General features: G+C 66.3%; 21 protein-coding genes. 3 read left to right on the top strand and 18 right to left on the bottom strand.

Translation table 11 applies throughout. The features are described from left to right. Window positions 1–31: 31 nt before the first annotated feature. Window positions 32–595: a cob(I)yrinic acid a,c-diamide adenosyltransferase gene (locus tag WDM86_10850; GenBank protein ID MEI9990528.1), complete on the top strand. Its 564-nt coding sequence runs from the start codon at window positions 32–34 to the stop codon at window positions 593–595. Here the strand turns inward: WDM86_10850 and WDM86_10845 are convergent. The 16 genes from WDM86_10845 to metK all read right to left on the bottom strand — a co-directional run bounded on the left by WDM86_10845 (window position 592) and on the right by metK (window position 16133). Then, entirely contained in the window at window positions 592–897 is a 306-nt protein-coding gene (locus WDM86_10845; GenBank protein ID MEI9990527.1) for a hypothetical protein, read from the bottom strand. The genes WDM86_10850 and WDM86_10845 overlap by 4 nt on opposite strands. 299 nt (window positions 898–1196) lie before the next feature. Further along, window positions 1197–1637 (bottom strand): type II toxin-antitoxin system HicB family antitoxin, encoded by a 441-nt coding sequence (locus WDM86_10840; protein MEI9990526.1) that lies wholly within the window; start codon window positions 1635–1637, stop codon window positions 1197–1199. Window positions 1638–1639: 2 nt separating this feature from the next. Further along, window positions 1640–1876 (bottom strand): type II toxin-antitoxin system HicA family toxin, encoded by a 237-nt coding sequence (locus WDM86_10835; protein MEI9990525.1) that lies wholly within the window; start codon window positions 1874–1876, stop codon window positions 1640–1642. Between the two features lie 79 nt (window positions 1877–1955). Next, window positions 1956–4094, bottom strand: coding sequence for a polyribonucleotide nucleotidyltransferase (gene pnp / locus WDM86_10830; GenBank protein MEI9990524.1), 2139 nt, complete (start codon window positions 4092–4094; stop codon window positions 1956–1958). Between the two features lie 178 nt (window positions 4095–4272). Beyond that, entirely contained in the window at window positions 4273–4539 is a 267-nt protein-coding gene (gene rpsO, locus WDM86_10825; GenBank protein MEI9990523.1) for a 30S ribosomal protein S15, read from the bottom strand. A gap of 17 nt (window positions 4540–4556) precedes the next feature. Beyond that, window positions 4557–5501, bottom strand: coding sequence for a tRNA pseudouridine(55) synthase TruB (gene truB / locus WDM86_10820; protein ID MEI9990522.1), 945 nt, complete (start codon window positions 5499–5501; stop codon window positions 4557–4559). A gap of 155 nt (window positions 5502–5656) precedes the next feature. After that, window positions 5657–6376, bottom strand: coding sequence for a class I SAM-dependent methyltransferase (locus tag WDM86_10815; protein MEI9990521.1), 720 nt, complete (start codon window positions 6374–6376; stop codon window positions 5657–5659). A gap of 74 nt (window positions 6377–6450) precedes the next feature. After that, complete coding sequence (rbfA, locus tag WDM86_10810; protein MEI9990520.1) at window positions 6451–6858, bottom strand: 30S ribosome-binding factor RbfA; 408 nt, start codon at window positions 6856–6858, stop codon at window positions 6451–6453. A gap of 9 nt (window positions 6859–6867) precedes the next feature. Next, window positions 6868–8493, bottom strand: a complete 1626-nt coding sequence (locus tag WDM86_10805) for a sulfotransferase (protein ID MEI9990519.1) — start codon at window positions 8491–8493, stop codon at window positions 6868–6870. A gap of 38 nt (window positions 8494–8531) precedes the next feature. Next, a complete protein-coding gene (gene infB / locus WDM86_10800) occupies window positions 8532–11099 on the bottom strand; it encodes a translation initiation factor IF-2 (protein MEI9990518.1) in 2568 nt (855 codons plus the stop codon). Beyond that, window positions 11096–11734, bottom strand: coding sequence for an RNA-binding protein (locus WDM86_10795; protein MEI9990517.1), 639 nt, complete (start codon window positions 11732–11734; stop codon window positions 11096–11098). The genes infB and WDM86_10795 overlap by 4 nt, the downstream gene beginning before the upstream one ends. Then, window positions 11731–13338, bottom strand: a complete 1608-nt coding sequence (nusA, locus tag WDM86_10790) for a transcription termination factor NusA (protein MEI9990516.1) — start codon at window positions 13336–13338, stop codon at window positions 11731–11733. Before nusA ends, WDM86_10795 begins: the two co-directional genes overlap by 4 nt. Window positions 13339–13359: 21 nt before the next feature. Then, window positions 13360–13845, bottom strand: a complete 486-nt coding sequence (rimP, locus tag WDM86_10785; GenBank protein ID MEI9990515.1) for a ribosome maturation factor RimP — start codon at window positions 13843–13845, stop codon at window positions 13360–13362. A gap of 147 nt (window positions 13846–13992) precedes the next feature. Next, complete coding sequence (locus tag WDM86_10780) at window positions 13993–14202, bottom strand: hypothetical protein (protein ID MEI9990514.1); 210 nt, start codon at window positions 14200–14202, stop codon at window positions 13993–13995. Between the two features lie 60 nt (window positions 14203–14262). Further along, window positions 14263–14946: a tRNA (guanine(46)-N(7))-methyltransferase TrmB gene (locus tag WDM86_10775; GenBank protein ID MEI9990513.1), complete on the bottom strand. Its 684-nt coding sequence runs from the start codon at window positions 14944–14946 to the stop codon at window positions 14263–14265. Then, a complete protein-coding gene (gene metK / locus WDM86_10770) occupies window positions 14943–16133 on the bottom strand; it encodes a methionine adenosyltransferase (protein MEI9990512.1) in 1191 nt (396 codons plus the stop codon). The genes WDM86_10775 and metK overlap by 4 nt, the downstream gene beginning before the upstream one ends. A gap of 123 nt (window positions 16134–16256) precedes the next feature. On the opposite strand from metK, the gene WDM86_10765 reads away from it, so the two are divergent. Continuing rightward, entirely contained in the window at window positions 16257–16673 is a 417-nt protein-coding gene (locus WDM86_10765; GenBank protein MEI9990511.1) for a GFA family protein, read from the top strand. A gap of 308 nt (window positions 16674–16981) precedes the next feature. Continuing rightward, a complete protein-coding gene (locus WDM86_10760) occupies window positions 16982–17932 on the top strand; it encodes an IS110 family transposase (GenBank protein MEI9990510.1) in 951 nt (316 codons plus the stop codon). Between the two features lie 40 nt (window positions 17933–17972). Here WDM86_10760 and hslU read toward each other — a convergent pair whose 3' ends face one another. Then, on the bottom strand, window positions 17973–19280 hold the full coding sequence (hslU, locus tag WDM86_10755) for an ATP-dependent protease ATPase subunit HslU (protein MEI9990509.1): 1308 nt from the start codon (window positions 19278–19280) through the stop codon (window positions 17973–17975). Further along, window positions 19277–19837 (bottom strand): ATP-dependent protease subunit HslV, encoded by a 561-nt coding sequence (gene hslV, locus WDM86_10750; GenBank protein MEI9990508.1) that lies wholly within the window; start codon window positions 19835–19837, stop codon window positions 19277–19279. The genes hslU and hslV overlap by 4 nt, the downstream gene beginning before the upstream one ends. Window positions 19838–19873: the final 36 nt, after the last annotated feature.

The following is a 19873-nucleotide window of genomic DNA, read 5'->3' as shown; positions in this document are numbered from 1 at the left end:
GAGGCTGCTGACAGCCTGTAGTTTGACCCTCATGGTCACTCTGAACCGCATCTATACGAAGACCGGCGACACGGGCGAGACCGCGCTCGGCGACGGCTCGCGACGGCCGAAAAACGATCCGCGCGTCGCCGCCTATGGCACGGTCGACGAGGCCAATTGCGCGGTCGGCTTGGCGCGGCTGCATACGACCGGCGAACTCGACGCCATGCTGTCGCGCATCCAGAACGATCTGTTCGACCTCGGCGCCGATCTCTGCGCGCCGGAGGACGGGCGGCGCGGCGGTGACCGCCTGCGCATCGCCGAGTCGCAAGTCGAGCGGCTGGAGCGGGAGATCGACGCGATGAACGAGACCCTGAAACCGCTGGCGTCCTTCGTTCTGCCGGGCGGCACGGCGGCGGCGGCGCATCTGCATCTGGCCCGCGCCATCGCGCGCCGCGCCGAACGGCTGATCGTGGAACTGGCACAGGCGGAAAAGGTGAGCGCGGTGGCGATCCGCTACATCAACCGGCTGTCGGATCACCTGTTCGTCGCCAGCCGCTTCGCCAATGACGGCGGCGCGAAGGACGTGCTCTGGATCCCGGGCGCGAACCGCTAGCCGGCGTCGGCGACGCGGCGGCCGAACAGGAAGGCCAGCACGATCCCGGGAACGCCCGTCACCGCCCAGCCCGGCAGGCCGAACAGCGCGGCGATGCCGTGCGCCAGGAAGCCCGGCAGGTGACGATCGCACCAGCCATGGAAGGCGACGATGGCGGATTTGTCGAACAGCGCCCAGACCTGATCGAGCGAGCGCACCAGGACCTTGCCGCCGTTTTCCAGCGACGTGACGAGATCGGCGCCGAGCAGCATCAGCGCCGACACGACGAGAATAAGACTGAGCAATCGCAGAACGACGAACATGGCTGTACCCCAACACCCCGGTGACATGAGGCTAACGAGCGTGTTCCGCGCGCACAAGCTTGGGTAACCCCGGTTAACCATCATTCCGCGCGGATGGTTCCCCGCTGTCGTTTTTGTGCCGCCACCTTTGCGCAAATCCGCGCCAGCTTCGCCCTGAACTTAGGCAGGGGAGCAAGATTTCGGCGGGGGCCGCGCCGACGATGGTTCGGGCGGCGCCATCCAGTCCAGCCGTCGGTGGCGCATATCGTCGGTCGCATGCGCGCCGATTTCGATCCTGGGCATGGCGAGGCGCAGCCCCGCTAACCGCGAACCCTCTGCTTCGGCAAATCGATCGCCAGTTCGGCGTTCATCTTGGCGAGGGCCTCGTCGATCACCCACATTTGCGAACTGTGCCGCAGATCGAGCAGGCGCCGGACGGAATTCTCCGGCATGCCGAGCGCCTGCGCGAGTTTCGTCCGCGACCAACTCTGCTTCTGCATGTTCACATAGACGGCGAGCTTGGCCGTCACCAGCGAGGGGAGCGAAATGCGGCTGCCACCCGACGGCGGACGCGGAATCGTCCGGCCCGCTTTCACGTAGCCTTCGAGGGCGGCGATCAGGCAGTCCTGCGCGTTCTCGAATGCTTCTTCCTTCGTCTCACCTTCGGTCAGCGCCTCCGGCACATCCGGAAAGCGAACCAGCCACCAGCCATTGCTCTGCCGTTCCAGCTTATAGGGATAACCAAACGCGACATTCGCCATTCCTATATCTCCAAATCCGATCTCGAGAGTCCCAACTGGTCGAGCATCGCCTTCAGCAAACCGGGACCGATCTCCTTGCGGCGATCCTTCAAGGTCGTGAAGCGATCGCCGTAGTACAGCCGCCCGTGACTGCCTTTGCCGTGACCCGGATCGAACGAGACGAGCACGCCGCGATTGCGGCCGATCTTCTTGATTTTCCGCTCGAATTCGTGGCCGTTTACACAGATATGTTCGCACATTTATGTGCGAAGCACAACACCGGGCAACAAAAAAGCCGCCCGCGATCGCTCGCGGGCGGCTTTGTTTCGTAAGTGCGGCTTATTCGGCCGCCGGGGCGTCGGACTTCGCCTTCTTGGAGAGATCCTCGCCGGTCACCTGGTCGACCTGCTTCATCGACAGGCGAACCTTGCCGCGGTCGTCGAAGCCGAGCAGCTTGACCTTCACCGCCTGGCCTTCCTTGACCACGTCGGACGGCTTGTTGACGCGGCCGGCGGCAAGCTCCGACACATGGACGAGCCCGTCCTTGGGTCCGAAGAAGTTCACGAAGGCGCCGAAATCCATGACCTTGACGATCTTGCCGTCATAGATCTCGCCGACCTCGGGCTCCGCCACGATGCCCTTGATCCACTTCAGCGCCGCCTTGATCGACTCGCCATCGGCACTGGCGATCTTCACCGTGCCGTCGTCCTCGATGTTGATCTTGGCGCCGGTCTTCTCGACGATCTCGCGGATCACCTTGCCGCCCGAGCCGATCACTTCGCGGATCTTGTCGGTCGGGATCTTGATCTGCTCGATGCGCGGAGCGTGCTCGCCGAGCTCGCCGCGGGCGTGATCGATCGCCTTGTTCATCTCGCCGAGGATATGGATGCGGCCGCCCTTGGCCTGGTCCAGCGCCACGCGCATGATCTCCTCGGTGATGCCGGAGATCTTGATGTCCATCTGAAGCGCGGTGATGCCGTCTTCGGTGCCCGCCACCTTGAAGTCCATGTCGCCGAGATGATCCTCGTCGCCCAGGATGTCGGAGAGCACCGCATAGCGCTCGCCTTCCAGGATGAGGCCCATCGCGATGCCGGCGGTCGGCTTCTTCAGGGGGACGCCGGCGTCCATCAGCGCGAGGCTGGTGCCGCAGACGGTCGCCATCGAGGACGAGCCGTTGGACTCGGTGATCTCCGACACGACGCGCAGCGTGTAGGGGAACTCTTCCTTGCTCGGCAGCATCGGATGGATCGCGCGCCACGCCAATTTGCCATGGCCGATCTCGCGGCGGCCTGGAGCGCCCATGCGGCCGGTCTCGCCCACGCTGTAGGGCGGGAAGTTGTAGTGCAGCATGAAGTTCTGCTTCACGGTGCCTTCGAGCTGGTCCATGAACTGCTCGTCCTCGGTGGTGCCGAGGGTGGTCACGACCAAGGCCTGGGTCTCGCCGCGGGTGAACAGCGCCGAGCCGTGGGTGCGCGGCAGGATGCCGACTTCGGCCACGATCGGACGCACCGTGACAAGGTCGCGGCCGTCGATGCGCGTCTTGGTGTCGAGCACCGCCCCCCGCATGATCTTGGCTTCCAGGTCATGGAACAAATTGCCGAATTCCTTGGCCGAGACCTTGCCGTCGCCTTCGCCGACGAAATACTCCGCCGTCTTCTTCTTGATCTCGGCGATGCGGTCGCGCCGCTCGAACTTGACCGGGATCTGGAACGCGCCGGCGAGATTGATGCCGGCGACCTTCTCGATCTCCATCGCCAGCACATGCGTGCCGACGTCCGGCAGCGGCCGCGGCTCCTTCGCCGCCTTCTCCGCCAGCTTGATGATGGCGTTGATCGCGTGCTGCAGCTCGCGATGGCCGAACATCACGGCGCCGAGCATCACCTGCTCGGACAATTCCTGCGCCTCGGACTCCACCATCAGGACGGCGTCGGCGGTGCCGGCGACGACGAGGTCGAGCTTGGAGTTCGCATAGTCGTCGATCGGCGGGTTCAGCTTGTATTCGCCGTCGATATAGCCGACGCGCGCGGCGCCGATCGGGCCCATGAAGGGAATGCCCGAAATGGTGAGCGCCGCCGAGGCCGCGACCAGCGCGACGATATCGGGATCGTTCTCCATGTCGTGGGAGAGCACCTGCACGACGACCTGGGTCTCGTTGCGATAGCCTTCGGCGAACAGCGGGCGGATCGGGCGGTCGATCAGGCGCGAGATCAGGGTCTCACGCTCGGTCGGGGCGCGCTCGCGCTTGAAATAGCCGCCCGGGATCTTGCCGGCGGCGTAATAGCGTTCCTGGTAGTTCACGGTGAGGGGGAAGAAATCGATTCCCTCGCGCGGGCTGGGCGCGCCGACCACGGTGGCCAGCACCACGGTCTCTCCGTAAGTGGCGACGACCGAGCCGTCGGCCTGGCGGGCAACCTTGCCCGTTTCGAGCGTCAGCGTTCTGCCGCCCCATTCGAACGATTCCTTGTGTACGTTGAACATCTTCAGTCTTCTTTCTTCGTGCACCGGCGCCGGATTGCGGCGGTGCTTTGCACGCCGGGCCTCATGCCCGAACGTGCGGATGCATCCACATGGCCCATGCCAGTGGACGCGCAAACGCGCGGGCCCGCGACCATCGCGAGCCTCACGCGAAACCTTGTGAGGAGTGTAGGCCGGCCGTTCAGCGGCGAAGCCCTAGGCGTTCGATCAGCGAATTGTAGCGCGCCACGTCGGTCGTCTTGACGTAGTCGAGCAGCTTGCGGCGCGTCGAGACCATCTTGATCAGGCCGCGGCGCGAATGGTTGTCCTTCGCGTGCTGCTTGAAGTGATCGGTCAGGTTGTTGATGCGCTCGCTGAGCACCGCGACCTGGACTTCCGGCGAACCGGTGTCGCCTTCCTTGATCGCGTATTGCGCAACGACTTCCTTCTTGCGTTCCGGGGTAATCATGTTCGGCGTCGGGTCCTTCAGAGGTTGAAAACACGGAATGGCCGAAGCTCGCCCAATGCGATTTCCGCCAGCGCCACCGGCTCGCCCTCAGAGGTCTGAAGAAAAACCGTGAGCCCTTGAAGATCGTCGGTCTCGGATTGGCCTTCCGTGATCCGTGCGAAATGATTCGCGCGGATCAGGATCGGATTGCCGCTTCGAAGACGGACCGCATCCGGGCCCGTGACGGCCAGCGCCGGGATGCCGTCCAGCGCGGTCGCAATGGGCCTCAAGTGCTCAAAAGCGGCGGGAATATGCACATTACCCCCCTCCCGCGCTAGGGGGATCGCCATTTCTTCGGTAAATCCCCCGACCTGGGTACGCCGAAGCTGGGAGACATGGCCGACCGTGCCCAGCGCCAAGGCCAGGTCGCGGACCCAGGAGCGGACGTAAGTGCCTTTGCCGCAATGGATTTCGAACTCCGCATGGTCCGGATCAGGCTGGCCGAGCAAGCGGGCCTCGTAGACCTCGACGGTGCGGGGGGCGAGTTCCACCACCTCGCCTTCCCGCGCCAGGTCATAGGCCCGCTCGCCCTGGACCTTGATCGCGGAGTAGGCCGGCGGCACCTGGACGATGGCGCCGGTGAATCGGGGAAGCGCCGATTCGATCTCGTCTTTCGTAGGGCGCTTGTCGGAGATCGCGGTGACTTTGCCTTCGGCGTCGTCGCTGTCGCGCGCCTCGCCCCAATGGGCGGTGAAGCGATAGGTCTTCTCCGAATCCATCGCGTAAGGCACGGTCTTGGTCGCCTCGCCGAGCGCGACCGCGAGCACGCCGGTCGCCATCGGATCGAGGGTTCCGGCATGGCCGGCCTTCTGGGCGTCGAAAATGCGCCGCACCGCGCCCACGACCTGGGTGGACGTCATGCCTTGCGGCTTGTCGACGATGACCCAGCCATGGACCTTCTGGCCCTTCTTCCTGCGTGCCATGGCGGGCTTCTGCCAAGGGCAACGCCCTTTAGCAAGGTAATTGTCAGGAGCCCCTATTGTCATCCGCCGCGAATGCGGCGGACCCAGGTGCAACGCGCATCGATCGGACAAACGTCAACTGGGTTCGCCGCATTCGCGGCGAATGACAACGTCGCTTAAACCCGTTCCAGCCGCATCGCGATGATGCCTTCTTCGCCCTTCACATAGGGCACGTTGTCCTTCATCGAGGCGTAGAGATTGTGGTCCGCGCGGACGCCGAACAGGCGCACACCCTGCGCCTTGAACTCCGGGCCGAATTTGTCGGCGATGTTCTCATCCAGCCGGTGCGGCTCGGTCGGCGTCGGCGCGTGGCCGAATTCGACGATCACCAGGATGCGGCCCTTCGGGGACGTGACCCGCTTGAGCTCGGCCACGGTCGCGTCGACGTCGTCGACGTGATCCAGGCTGTTGAAGGTCGTGACGATGTCGAAATGGCCATCGGCATAGGGGATCTTCTCGGACGGCGCGGCGCAATAGGCCATCTTCTGGCGGTCGTCCTCGACCAGCTTGCGATAGGCGCTCGCCAATGGATCGAGGCCGACGCGCTCGTGCGTATTGTCGGCCCATTCCAGGCTGCCGCACGGGCCGCAGCCGATGTCGAGCACCGCCTTGCCATCATAGTCCGCCTTGGTCAGGCCGAAGAAATTCGTGAAGAAATATTCGTAATGCGCCCGCTCATGCGCCTGCTGCGCCGGGTTCTTGACCATGGTTGCGGCTACGCCGCGCCAATAGCGCAGCTCGTGATGCTCCTTGTATTTCAGCCGCGCCGTCTCCGGCAGCAGCGAGAGTGCCGAATTGAGCAGCACCTTGGCCGTGGGCTTGATCGAAGCGAGCATGGGCAATTCTCCGCGTGTTTCGAAACGGGACGCATCCCGCTGGCGGAAAGAGGCGCTGCAAACCCGAGGCCAGCCTATTCCTCGTCCTTGAGGTCCTGCTGGACGCGGCTGGATTTGAGGATGTTCTCGATCTTTTGCGCCTCGGCGAAGGAATCGTCCTCCATGAAGCGCAGTTCGGGGGTGAATTTCAGCGCGATCAGCCGGCCCATCTCGCCGCGCAGGAAGCCCTTGTGCTTGTTAAGGGCGGCGATCACGCCCTTGGCGTTCTTGCCGCCGAGCGGCTCGCAGAACACGGTCGCATGGCGCATGTCGGGCGAGGGCTTGACCTGGGTGATCGTCACCGAGACGCCGGCGAGATCGGGATCGCGGATTTCGTCGCGGCGCAGGACGTCGGCCAGGGCATGGCGCAGCATCTCGCCGACCCGAAGCTGGCGCTGGGTCGGTCCGTGATCGCGCGGGGTTGAATCGTGACGGCGGGACATGGGCGCCTCCTATTCCGGATAGCCGAAACGCACAACCCAGGGCGCCAGCACCGGCAGGACCGGCGCGAGCTGCGCCGCGAAGCGCCGCCACTGGCCGGCACCGTCGGCGTTGAGGCCGCGCACCACCTGCATGGCGCTGGGGGTCTTGATGTCGCGCTGTTTCGCGTCGGCGGCGAAATCGCGCATCTTTTTGCTCCATTCGACGCCCAGGAAATCGCAGACCCGGCGCGTCTCGCCGTCGAAATCGGCGATCATGTCCTCGTGCTTCAGATCGAGCACCGGCAGCGCCAGCTTCTCGCGATAGAGCCGCGCCAGCGCCATCACCGCGTCGTAGAACGCGGCGGCGCCGGCGAGCGTCGAGAGCTCGTACAGATGCGCCGTCATCACCAGGCGGCGGCGAAAGCAGGACAGCACCACGTCGCGGGGATCGCGCAGGGCGAACAGCACTTTCGCGCCCGGGAACAATCGGGCGATCACGCCGAGATGAACCGAATTGAGCGGCATCTTGTCGATAAAGACCGGCCGGTCGGCCGCGATGCCGGCCTCGCCGACGCGTCGCCAATAGGCCGCGCGCAGCCGCGCCAGATCGTCGTCGCCGAGCGCCGCGAAGCGCGCCATGCCGTCTTCGGCGCGGAAATATTCGCCGGCGGCGGCGCCGAGGCAATCGACCTCTTCCATCGTGCGGATGCTGGGATGGCTGGCGAGCGCCTGTTCCAGCAGCGTCGTGCCGGAGCGCGGAAAGCCGACCAAGAAGACGTGTGTCTTTACGGGGCTCGCGACGGCGGCGGACGGATCGGCGTGCCACGGCGCGATCGGCGCCTCGCGGAAATAGGATTCAAGCCGACGCACGCGGTCGAGCGCGCTCTCCGTGCCCTGGAACATCGCCGCCATCGGGCCGCGCAAGGCTTCGCGGGCGGCGGTGTAGGCGGCGAAGGCCTCGTCCGGCTTGTCCAGCCCGTCCAGCGCGTCGCCCAGAAGGCCCAGCGCGATCGACTGGTTCGCCGGACCGATCCCAGGCTCGGCGCCGAGCAGCGCCACGAGCGCGCGGACCGCTTCGTAATTCCCATCGGAGAGTTCGGCGGCGGCGACGGCGATGGTCGCGGCCGGCAGCGGCGACGCGATCTTCAGCGCGCGGGTCGCATAATCGCGCGCTGCCGCCATGTCGCCGCGCCGCACGCAGAGGCTGGCGAGCTGTTCGAGCGCCCGCGCATTGTCCGGCGCGGCGGCGACGAGCTGCTCCAGCGCGGCCTGCGCCTCGCGCAAGCGGCCGGCATTCTCCAGCGCCTGGGCGCGGTGCGGCACGAGATAGCGCGCGCCGGGCGCGACGGCGAGGCCGTGGTCGAAGGCGGCGAGCGCCTCTTGCGGGCGGCCCAGCATCGTCAGGCTGATGCCGAGCCCGGTCAGCGCCTCGGGATTGTCGGGGCCCAGCGCGCGGGCGCGTTCGAAGACCGTAAGAGCGCGCGCGACCTGGCCGGCGCGCAGCCGCCACTGGCCGGCAAGGGTCAGAAGGTCGATGTCCTCGATGCCCTGGCCCACCGCCTGGTCGGCGAAGTTCATCGCGCCCGCCACGTCGCCGCGCTTGAGCGCCTCGCCGACGGCGAAGCGGAAACGCTGCAAGCCGGGGGACCCGCTCATGGCCGAACCTTCGTGCGATCGCTAGCCCGAGGCGGCCGTCACAGCGCGCGCTGGATGGTCTCGACCTCGAAGCATTCGATGACGTCGCCCTTCTTCATGTCCTGGTAGTTGGCGAACGCCATGCCGCATTCCTGGCCGGTCTGGACCTCGCGCACCTCGTCCTTGAAGCGCTTGAGGGTCGACAACTCGCCCTCGTGGATCACGACATTGTCGCGGATCAGCCGCACCTTGGCGCCGCGGCGCACGATGCCGTCGGTGACGCGGCAGCCCGCGACCTTGCCGACCTTGGAGATCTCGAACACCTCCAGGATCTCGGCATTGCCGAGGAATTTCTCGCGTATCTCCGGCGCCAGCATGCCCGAGAGCACGGCTTTGATGTCGTCCACCACGTTGTAGATGATGTTGTAGTAGCGGATTTCGACGCCGTCGCGCTTGGCGCGTTCACGGGCGAGCTTGTCGGCGCGCACGTTGAAGCCGATCACCGCCGCGCCCGATGCGTGCGCCAGGATGATGTCGCTCTCGGTGATGCCGCCGACGCCGCCCTGGAGAATCTGCACCGCGACTTCGTCGGTGCCGATCTTGGCCAGGGCGCCCTGGATCGCCTCGGACGAGCCCTGCACGTCCGACTTGATGACGAGCGGCAGCAGGCGCTTCTCGCCGCTGTCGCGGGTCTTGAGCAACTGGTCGAGCGTCTGGCGCGAGGACGCGGCCTGGCGCGCCTCGCGGCGCTTGCGCTCGCGGTACTCGGTGACTTCGCGGGCGCGGGCTTCGTTCTCGACCACGACCATTTCGTCGCCGGCCTCCGGCGCGCCGGAAAGGCCAAGCACCTCGACCGGCATGGCCGGCCCGGCGCTCGGGATGGTCTCGCCGCGATCGTTCTGCAAAAGGCGCACGCGGCCCCATTCGGAGCCGGCCACCACGATGTCGCCGACATGCAGCGTGCCGCGCTGCACCAGCACGGTCGCCACCGGCCCGCGGCCGCGGTCGAGCTTGGCCTCGATCACCGCGCCTTCGGCGGTGCGGTCGGGATTGGCCTTGAGGTCGAGGATTTCGGCCTGGAGCAGGATCGCTTCTTCCAGCTTGTCGAGGTTGGTGCCCTTGGTCGCCGACACGTCGATGGCGAGCGTCTCGCCGCCGAGTTCCTCGACCTGGATCTCGTGCTGCAGCAATTCGGTCTTGACCCGCATCGGATCGGCCGAGCCCTTGTCGATCTTGTTGACCGCCACGATGATCGGGACATGCGCCGCCTTGGCGTGCGCGATGGCCTCCACCGTCTGGGGCATGACGCCGTCATCGGCCGCCACCACCAGGATGACGAGATCGGTGACCTTGGCGCCGCGGCCGCGCATCGCGGTGAACGCGGCATGGCCGGGCGTGTCGAGGAAGGTGATCTTCTGGCCCGATTTGAGCTGCACCTGATAGGCGCCGATATGCTGGGTGATGCCGCCGGCTTCGCCCGACACGACGTCGGTCTTGCGCAGCGCATCGAGCAGCGAGGTCTTGCCGTGATCGACATGGCCCATGACGGTGACGACGGGGGGGCGCGAGACCAGATGGCCGGCATCGTCCTCGCCGCCCTTCAGGCCCTCGAGCACGTCGGACTCGGCGACGCGCTTGACCGTGTGCCCGTATTCGGCGGCGACCAGTTCGGCGGTGTCGGCGTCGATCACGTCGTTGGCCGTGGCCATATGGCCGTTCTTCATCAGCACCTTGATGATGTCGACGGAGCGGCGCGCCATGCGGTTGGCGAGTTCGGCGACCGTGATGGTCTCCGGAATCACGACCTCGCGCGGGCCGGCGGGACCGGCGGGCGCGACCTGCACGCCCTTCACGCGCTGCAGATGGCGGCGGTAGGACGCGACCGAGCGCATGCGCTCGTCGTCGCCCGACAGCGCCTTGGTGACGGTGAGCTTGCCGCGACGGCGGCTGTCCTCGCCGATCTTCTTGGCGGGCACCGGCTTGGCGGGCACCTTGGTGCCCTTCTTGGTCGTGGCCTCTTCTTCTTCCTCTTCCAGCGGACGGCGCACGCGCGCGGCGGCACCGGCCGGCGTGGCGGCGGCTGCTCCGGCGGTCGCGGCGGCGGCCACGCCCGGCGCGGCTTCCGATTTGGGTTCGCGGCGCGCGACTTCCTCGGCGGCGTGCTTGCGCGCCAATTCCTCGGCGGCCTTGCGCGCGTCTTCCTCGGCCTTGCGCTTCTCGGCGGCGAGCCGCTCGATCTTCAGTTTTTCTTCTTCGGCGACGCGGGTGCGCGCCTCGTCCTCGGCCCGCTTGCGGGCCTCTTCCTCATGGACGCGGGCATCGGCGAGGGCCGCGCCGCGGCGGGCCTTTTCCTCTTCCGTGAGCTGGCGCAGCACGACGCCGCGCGGCGCGGGCGGCGGCGGCGCCGAATGGGGCGCGGCGGGCGCGGGCGAAGCCACCCGGGTCGGGGCGGACGGCGCCTTGACGGGCGGCGGCGTGGGACCGAGCGTGCGCTTCTTCTCCACCACGACCGCCTTGGTGCGGCCATGGCTGAAGCTCTGCTTCACAGTCGAAGTCTCGACCTTCTTGAGCGTCAGGGGTGTCCTGCCGCCGGCCGGTTTCTTCGTGGTATCGTTCGTATCGCTCATTCGTCTCTTTCAAAGGGTCCGTGCGGCGCGCGAAAGCCCTTCAGCCTCCCTGCGTCGAAGCTCAACCGTTCCTGAAGGCGCCCGGATTTGAGGGCTGCATGTATCACATTCTCGCGGCCCAGGGCCAAGCCCAATTCCGCGGAGCTAAGGCACTGGATCGTCTCGATATTCAGGCCCCGCGCATGCGCCGCGCCGAACAGCTTGCGCTTGCCGTCCGAGGCGCCGTCCAGGGCTTCGAAGATCAGCGCCGGCGGCGCGGCGGATTGCAGCGCGCGCTGGACCGTCTCGAAGCCCAGGAATATCTGGTCCGAGCGCCGCGCCATGCCGAGATCGGCCTGGATGCGCGCCAGGAGAAGCTTCTCCACGCGATCCGCCAGATCGGGCGCGACCCTGACCGGAGCCTTGGCCGCCTTGGCGAACAGGTTCTTCTTGACGGCCTTGTCGATGGCGTCCCGCGTCGCGCCGACCCAGATGCCGCGGCCGGGAAGGACCGCGGCGATGTCGGGCGTCACCTCGCCCTCGGGCGAGACGACGAAGCGGATCAGCTTGTCCTCGGACAAGACCTCTCCGCCGACGATGCACCGCCTTTCGCGCATCGTGTCGTCGTCCTTGGCGAGGGCGCGTGCGTGATTCAAGCCTCGGCGTCCTCCGTCGCTTCGCCGTCCTCGGCCGGCGCTTCCACGACCGGCTCCTCGATCCAGCCCATCTTGACGCGGGCCTTCATGATGATCGCGTTGGCGTCGTCGCTCGAAAGGTTGAAGCCTTCCAGCGCGCCGGGAATGCGGACGCGTTCCTTTTCCTTGTTGACCTCGTAATAGCCGAGCAGGTCGTCGGTGGCGCAGCCGGCGAGATCCTCGAGCGACTTGATGTCGTGCTCGCCGAGCGCGACCGCCATCGCCGGCGTGACGCCGTCGACCTCCAGCATGTCGTCCTGCACGCCGAGTTCCTTGCGCTTGTCGTCCATTTCCTTGTTCTTTGCCTCGATGAATTCGAGCGCACGCTGCTGCAGCTCGGTTGCGGTTTCCTCGTCGAAGCCTTCGACGGCTGCGAGTTCGTTCAGCGGCACATAGGCCACGTCCTCGATGGTCGCGAAGCCTTCGGAGGCCAGAAGCTGCGCCACGGTCTCGTCGACGTCGAGTGAATCCATGTACAGCTTTGTACGTTCGGTGAATTCCTTCTGGCGGCGCTCCGATTCCTCGGCCTCGGTCAGGATGTCGAGCTGCCAGCCGGTGAGCTGCGACGCCAGGCGCACATTCTGGCCGCGGCGGCCGATGGCGAGCGAAAGCTGCTCGTCCGGCACCACGACTTCGGTGCGATGGGTGTCCTCGTCGAGCACGACCTTGGAGACTTCCGCCGGCGCCAGCGCGTTGACGATGAAGGTCGCGGCTTCGTTGTTCCACGGAATAATATCGATGCGCTCGCCCTGCAGCTCCTGCACCACGGCCTGGACGCGCACGCCGCGCATGCCGACGCAGGCGCCGACCGGATCGATCGAGGAATCCTTGGAGATCACCGCGATCTTGGCGCGGCTGCCCGGATCGCGCGCCACGGCGCGGATCTCGATGATGCCGTCATAGATCTCCGGCACTTCCTGGGCGAACAGGCGGACCATGAACTGGGGATGCGAGCGGGACAGGAAAATCTGCGGCCCGCGGGTCTCGCGGCGCACGTCGTAGATATAGGCGCGGATGCGGTCGCCGGCGCGGAAGCTTTCGCGCGGGATCATCTCGTCGCGGCGCACCACGCCCTCGGCGCGGCCGAGATCGACCACGACGGAGCCGAACTCCGAGCGCTTGACGATGCCGTGCACGATCTCGCCGATGCGGTCCTTGTACTCGTCGAACTGGCGCTCGCGCTCGGCGTCGCGCACCTTCTGCACGATCACCTGCTTGGCGTTCTGCGCGTTGATGCGGTTGAAATCGACCGGCGGCAGCGTCTCGGCGATGATGTCGCCGACCTGGGCGGCGGGGTTGCGGGCCCGCGCGTCGGCCAGGCTGATCTCGGTCTTGTCGTTCTCGACCAGCTCCACGACGTGGAGGTAGCGCGAAACATGGGTCTCGCCGGTCTTGGGATCGATGTCGACCTTGATGTCGTTCTCGCTGCCGTAATGGGCCTTGGCGGCGCGCTGCATCGCCTCTTCCATCGCGGTGATGACCACCTGCTTGTCGATCGACTTGTCGCGCGCGACGGCGTCCGCGATCTGCAGAAGCTCGGTCCGGTTGGCGGCAATGGAAGCCATGATGATTATCTCTCCTTCAGTTCACTGCGCGCGTTTGCGCGCCTTCAGATCTTCGGCGATGAGCGCGTCGGTCAGCACCAGCTTGGCCTCCGCAATGCCGCGGAACGGAACCGAAAGGCGCTGACCTTGGCTCTCGATTGTGACGTCCTGTCCGTCGAGGCCGAGCAGGCGGCCGCGGAACCGCTTGCGCCCGTCGATCGGGGTGTGGAGTTCCAGCTTGGCCTCGTGCCCGGCCCAGCGGGCGAAATCGGTCAGCCGGGTCAGCGGCCGGTCGATGCCGGGCGAGGAAACCTCCAGCTCGAAATCGCCTTCGATCGGGCTTTCCTGCTCCAGGAAGTCCTGCAGGGCGCGGGCCAGGGTGGCGCAATCCTCGACATTCATCGAGCCGTCGGGGCGCTCGGCCATGATCTGCAGCGTCTTGGTGTTGCCGCCCATCAGGCGCAGGCGCACGAGCCGGAACCCGGCCGCTTCCACGGCGGGTTCGATGATCGGCTCCAGATGGGCCATGGCGGAAATCACGAGGCGAGGAACTCCCGAATGCAAAGCCTTTTCCCGCGCGGCGGTCTTTCGACCGCCACACAACAGTACGTTCTGTTGTCTGGGATGACGGCTATGTACGCTTCGAAAGGCCCGATTTCAAGCCGCGAGGGTCAATTAAGGCTGCGGCTTGGCCGGATGGATCGCGCTGCCTTGGCCGAGGCCCACGGTGACTTCGGTCGGCTGGGCGGACGGCTTCTCGGAGGGGACCGTGAAGGTGAAGAAGCAGGTGGCGATGCCGGCCAGGGTGAGGACCGCGGCAATCCCGACCACGCCCATGTCCCAGATGCCGAGGGGCTGTTTGATGTCGCCGTCGTCGTCGATCATGCACCCAGCTTACCAAACCGTCCGGGCCGGAAATAGTGCGCGATTGCGGCCGGATTGCGCTCAGCGCCGGACGAAGCGGAGGAACACCGGCGGGCCGTGCAGTTCCTTGGCTTCGTAGCGGGTCGGCGGCCAGTCGGCGGGGCGGGTTTTCCAATCCGCTTGGGACTTGGCGGTCCAGGCGAAAGCCGGATGCGCCATCAGCCGCTCCAGCGCATAGGCGAGATAGCCCGCATCGTCGCTGGCGAAGCGCAGTTCCGCGCCAGGCCTCAGGATGCGCGCCAGCCTGTCCAGCATTTCCGTCTGAAGGAAGCGGCGCTTGTGATGGCGGGTCTTGGGCCAGGGATCGGGGAACAGGAGGAAAAAGCGGCCGATGCTGGCGTCGGGCAGCGCATCGATGATGTCACGGGCGTCGTCTTCGTGGAGGCGGATATTGGGCAGCGGCGTGGCTTCGAGTTTCGACAGAAGTTTCGCCGTGCCGGAAATATAGGGCTCGGCACCGATCAGGCCGATGTCGGGATGATGCTGCGCTTGCCAGAGCAGATGCTCGCCGGCGCCATAGCCGGTTTCAAGCCAGATGTCGGTGACGGGCGTCCCGAAATAGACGTGTGGGTCCGCGCCAGGCTCGATATGCAGCAAAAGCCGCGGCAGCAGCGTTTCGCGCAAGCTCTCCTGATGCGCCGACAACGCCGGGCCCTTGCGCCGGCCGTAAAGCATCCGGCGCCGGCGCTCCGGCGTATCGATCACACCGCGCTTTTCAGCGCGTCGGCGAGGTCGGTCTTCTCCCAGGAGAAGCCGCCTTCGGCATCGGGCTCGCGGCCGAAATGGCCATAGGCCGAGGTCCGCGCATAGATCGGCTTGTTCAGCCCCAGATGCTGGCGGATGCCGCGCGGCTTCAGGCTCATCAGCTCGGGCAGGATCTTCTCGAGCTTGGCTTCCTCGACCTTGCCGGTGCCGTGGGTGTCGACATAGACCGACAGGGGATCGGCGACGCCGATGGCGTAGGCGATCTGGATCGTGCAGCGGTCGGCCAGGCCGGACGCCACGACGTTCTTGGCCAGATAGCGCGCCGCATAGGCGGCCGAGCGGTCGACCTTGGTCGGGTCCTTGCCGGAGAACGCGCCGCCGCCATGCGGGGCCGCGCCGCCGTAAGTGTCGACGATGATCTTGCGGCCGGTGAGGCCGCAATCGCCGTCCGGGCCGCCGACCACGAAGGCGCCGGTCGGATTGACGTGCCACACCGTCTTGTCGCTGATCCAGGCGGTCGGCAGCGCCTTGCGGATATAGGGCTCGACGATCTTGCGGATGTCGGCCGAGGTCTGGTCTTCGTGCAGGTGCTGGGTCGAGAGCACGATCTGCGTCACCTCGACGGGCTTGCCGTTCTCGTAGCGCAGCGTGACCTGGCTCTTGGCGTCGGGGCCGAGCGTCTTCTCCGCGCCGGATTTGCGCGCATGGGCCAGCAATTCGAGGATCTTGTGGCTGTAGAACAGCGGCGCCGGCATCAGCGCCGGGGTCTCGCGGCAGGCATAGCCGAACATGATGCCCTGGTCGCCCGCGCCTTCGTCCTTGTTGCCGGAGGCATCGACGCCCTGGGCGATATGCGGCGACTGGGCGTGCAGCAGCACCTCGATATTGGCGTTGCGCCAGTGGAACCCGGCCTGCTCATAGCCGATGTCCTTGATCGCCTGGCGGGCGACTTCGACCACGTCGTCGACCATGATGTGCTTGGGACCGCGGGTCTCGCCCGCGATCACGACGCGGTTGGTGGTCGCCATGGTTTCGCAGGCGGCGCGGATGTCCCACTCCGAAAGGCCGCTCTTGGGGCCTTCGCGGAAGAACAGATCGACCACCTCGTCGGAAATCCGGTCGCAGACCTTGTCCGGGTGCCCCTCGGACACGCTTTCGCTGGTGAACAGGTAGTTCTGCCGCGCCATATGTCAAAACCTTTATGTGACTTGGGAGAGACTGCTTTTTGCAATAAACGCCTTCGGGGTCAACTGGCGTGTCGGCACATCGCGCATTACACTTGCTCGGGAGTGTTGTTTCGGGGGGATTGCATGGTGGCACCTTTTCAGGGCGGATGCCTTTGCGGGGCCGTCCGTTACGAAGCCGCGAGCGAGCCCATCGCCGTGATGGAATGCCATTGCCGCGACTGCCAGAAATCGACCGGCGGCGCGGCCACGGTCGCCGTCCTTCTGCCGAGGCCGGCCTTCGCCGTGACCCAGGGAACGCCCAAGGGCTACACGGTGACGGGCGACAATGGCGGTGAGGTGACGCGGTATTTCTGCGCCGAGTGCGGCTCGCCGCTGTACAGCGTGCCGCATGCGGCGCCGTTGACGGTCGTCAAGGCCGGGTCGATGGACGATCCGAGCTGGATCAGGATCGGCGGCGCGCTGTTTGTGAGTTCGGCGCAGCCCTGGGCCCATATCGACCGCAACCTGCCGGCCTTCGAAAAAATGCCGCCGATGGGGTGAGGGGCAAACCACCGATCTGTCATGGCCCGCGACTGCGGGCCACCCAGTTGATAGCGGCACGCGGCGGATAGTTCAGGCGGGTCTAAAGTTTCGCGGTCAGTGCTCGGCGTCACCTGGGTGGCCTGTATGTGTGTTCTTGCGGGCTTGTTAAGCTTGCCGGTGCTGCCGTAGCGCGCTGGGTGGCGGAACGATCCTTCGGATCGGTTCGAGACGCGGGTTTGCGCACGGCGGCATCGTAGGAGTTTGTCCGGACAGTCAGAAGGGCCGTCGCCGTGGCGGCGAGCCCGCATACAGGCGAGGACCATCTCATGACAGCACTTTGTGTTGCCGGGATCGACGTGTCGAAGGCCCGGCTGGATGTTTTTGTATTGCCGCAGCGCATCTCGTTGGCCTTCGACAATGCCGGGCGCGGGATCGCGGCGCTGCGCCGGCAATTGCAGCGTCGCGGCGTGCAGCGGGTCGTGCTGGAGGCCACCGGCGGGCTCGAGTATCCGGCCGCCCGGGCGTTGAGCGACGCCGGCCTTCAGGTCGCCCGCGTCCAGCCCGGCCGGGTGCGCGGCTATCGCAACTTCCTGGGCCGGCGGGCCAAGACCGATGCCCTCGACGCCGAACTCATCGCGCGCTTTGCTCTGGCCATGCCGGAGGATGACATCCGTCCCATTCCCAGCCAAAAGGCCGAAGCGATCCGCGGCCTGTCGGCCCGGCGCCGCCAACTGGTCGAGCTCCTGGTCCAGGAGAAGACCCGGCTGAAGATGACGCGCGACCGCTTCGTCCTTCAAAGCCTGCGAACCGTCATCGCCGGCCTCAACGCCGAACGCTGCCGCATCGAGGCCGCGCTCGCCCAGGCGATCGCGCAGGACGACGCCATCCGTCACAGGAACGAGCTGCTGCGCACGATTCCGGGGATCGGACCCGTCGTGGCATCCGTCCTCATCACCGACCTGCCCGAGCTGGGAAGCCTCAACCGCCATCAGGCCGCCAGCCTGGCCGGTCTTGCCCCCCATCCCCAGCGCAGCGGAACATCCCTGCGGAGCGATCATATCGGCGGCGGCCGCTCTTGCGTGCGAACCGCAGCCTATATGGCGGCGGTCTCCGCCATCCGCTGCAATCCCACCTTCAAGGCCTTCTATCGGCGGCTCGTCGACGCCGGAAAGCCCAGAAAAGTCGCCATCGTCGCCGTCGCGCGAAAGCTCATCGCTCTGGCAAACAGCATCGTCAAAGCCGATACCCCCTGGCATCCCGCCAAAATGCTTGACTGACAACACAGTCACCCGCATGCGCGGGCCATGACACCAAGCACTAAAGAATATACCGCGACAAATCCTGGTCCTTCGCCAGGTCGTCGACCCGGCCGTGGACATAAGCGCCGTCAACCGTGATCGTCTCGCCGCCCCGCTCGCTGGCCGAATAGCTCACCTCGTCCAGCACGCGCTCCATGATGGTCTGCAGCCGCCGCGCGCCGATATTCTCCAGGCTGGCATTCACCTGCGCCGCGAGATCGGCGATGGCGGCGATGCCGTCCTCGGTGAAATCCAGCGCGACCTCCTCGGTCTTCAGCAGCGCCACATATTGCTTGATCAGGCTGGCTTCCGGCTCGGTCAGGATGCGGCGGAAATCCTCGCGCGTCAGCGCCTTGAGCTCGACGCGGATCGGCAGCCGGCCCTGCAATTCGGGCAGAAGGTCCGAGGGCTTGGCGATGTGGAACGCGCCCGAGGCGATGAAGAGGATATGATCGGTCTTCACCTGGCCGTATTTGGTCGCGACCGTGGTGCCTTCGATCAGCGGCAGGAGATCGCGCTGCACGCCTTCGCGCGACACATCCCCGCCGCCGCGCATCTCGCTCCTGGCGCAGATCTTGTCGATCTCGTCCAGGAACACGATGCCGTGGTTCTCCACCGTCTCGATCGCGTCGCGCACGATGCGGTCCTCGTCGAGCAGCTTGTCGGCCTCTTCCGCCACCAGCGGCTCATGCGCCTCGGCCACCGTCATGCGGCGCTTCTTGCCCTTCTGGCCGAACGCCTTGCCGAACATGTCGGAGAGATTGAGCATCGAAATCTGCGCGTTCGGCATGCCGGGAATCTCGAAGCTCGGCATGCCGCCGGCATCCTTCATCTCCAGTTCGACCTCCTTGCCGTCGAGCTCGCCGGCGCGCAGCGATTTGCGGAAGCTTTCGCGCGTGTTGCCCGAGGACGAGCCGACCAGGGCGTCCAGCAGCCGTTCCTCGGCGCGGGCTTCCGCCTGGGCCTCGACCTCGCGGCGGCGCTGGCCGCGCACCTGGGCGATGCCGACTTCGAGCAGGTCGCGCACGATCTGGTCGACGTCGCGGCCGACATAGCCGACCTCGGTGAACTTGGTCGCCTCGACCTTCAGGAAGGGCGCTTGCGCCAGTTTGGCCAGCCGGCGCGAAATCTCGGTCTTGCCGACGCCGGTCGGGCCGATCATCAGGATGTTCTTGGGCAGGACCTCTTCGCGCAGCTCGGGGCCGAGTTGCTGGCGGCGCCAGCGGTTGCGCAGGGCGATGGCGACGGCGCGCTTGGCGTCGTGCTGGCCGACGATGTAGCGGTCGAGCTCGGAAACGATCTCGCGGGGGGTGAAGGAGGAACTCATTTACTCTCGAGACTTTCGATGACGACGTTGTCGTTGGTGTAGATGCAGATGTCGGCGGCGATCTTCATGGCGCGGCGCGCGATCTCCTCCGCCGACAAATCGAGGCCGATCAGCGCCCGCGCCGCGGCGAGCGCGTAGGGCCCGCCGGAGCCGATGCCGATCAGGCTGTCCTCCGGCTCGACCACGTCGCCGGTGCCCGAAAGGATCAACGAGGTCTTGGCGTCGGCCACCGCCATCATCGCCTCCAGCCGGCGCAGATAGCGGTCGGTGCGCCAATCCTTCGCGAGTTCGACACAGGCGCGCGCCAGATTGCCGGGATGCTGCTCGATCTTGGCCTCCAGCCGCTCCGACAGGGCGAAGGCGTCCGCCGTGGCGCCGGCGAAGCCGACCAGTACGTCGCCCCCGTTCGCACCTTTGCCGATGCGGCGCACCTTGCGCGCGTTCGATTTCATCACCGTGGCGCCCGCCGTAACCTGGCCGTCGCCGGCGACCACCACGCGGCCGCCCTTGCGCACCGACAGGATGGTGGTGGAGCGCCATCTTTCCTTGGTTGTCATAAAAGTGTCACCTGTGTCGCACGAACCGTTTAAGGG

This window comes from Rhizomicrobium sp., from assembly GCA_037200045.1.
GTDB lineage: Bacteria > Pseudomonadota > Alphaproteobacteria > Micropepsales > Micropepsaceae > Rhizomicrobium.
The sequence above is the reverse complement of the archived record's forward strand: the minus strand, read 5'-3'. Positions and strand labels throughout refer to the sequence as shown.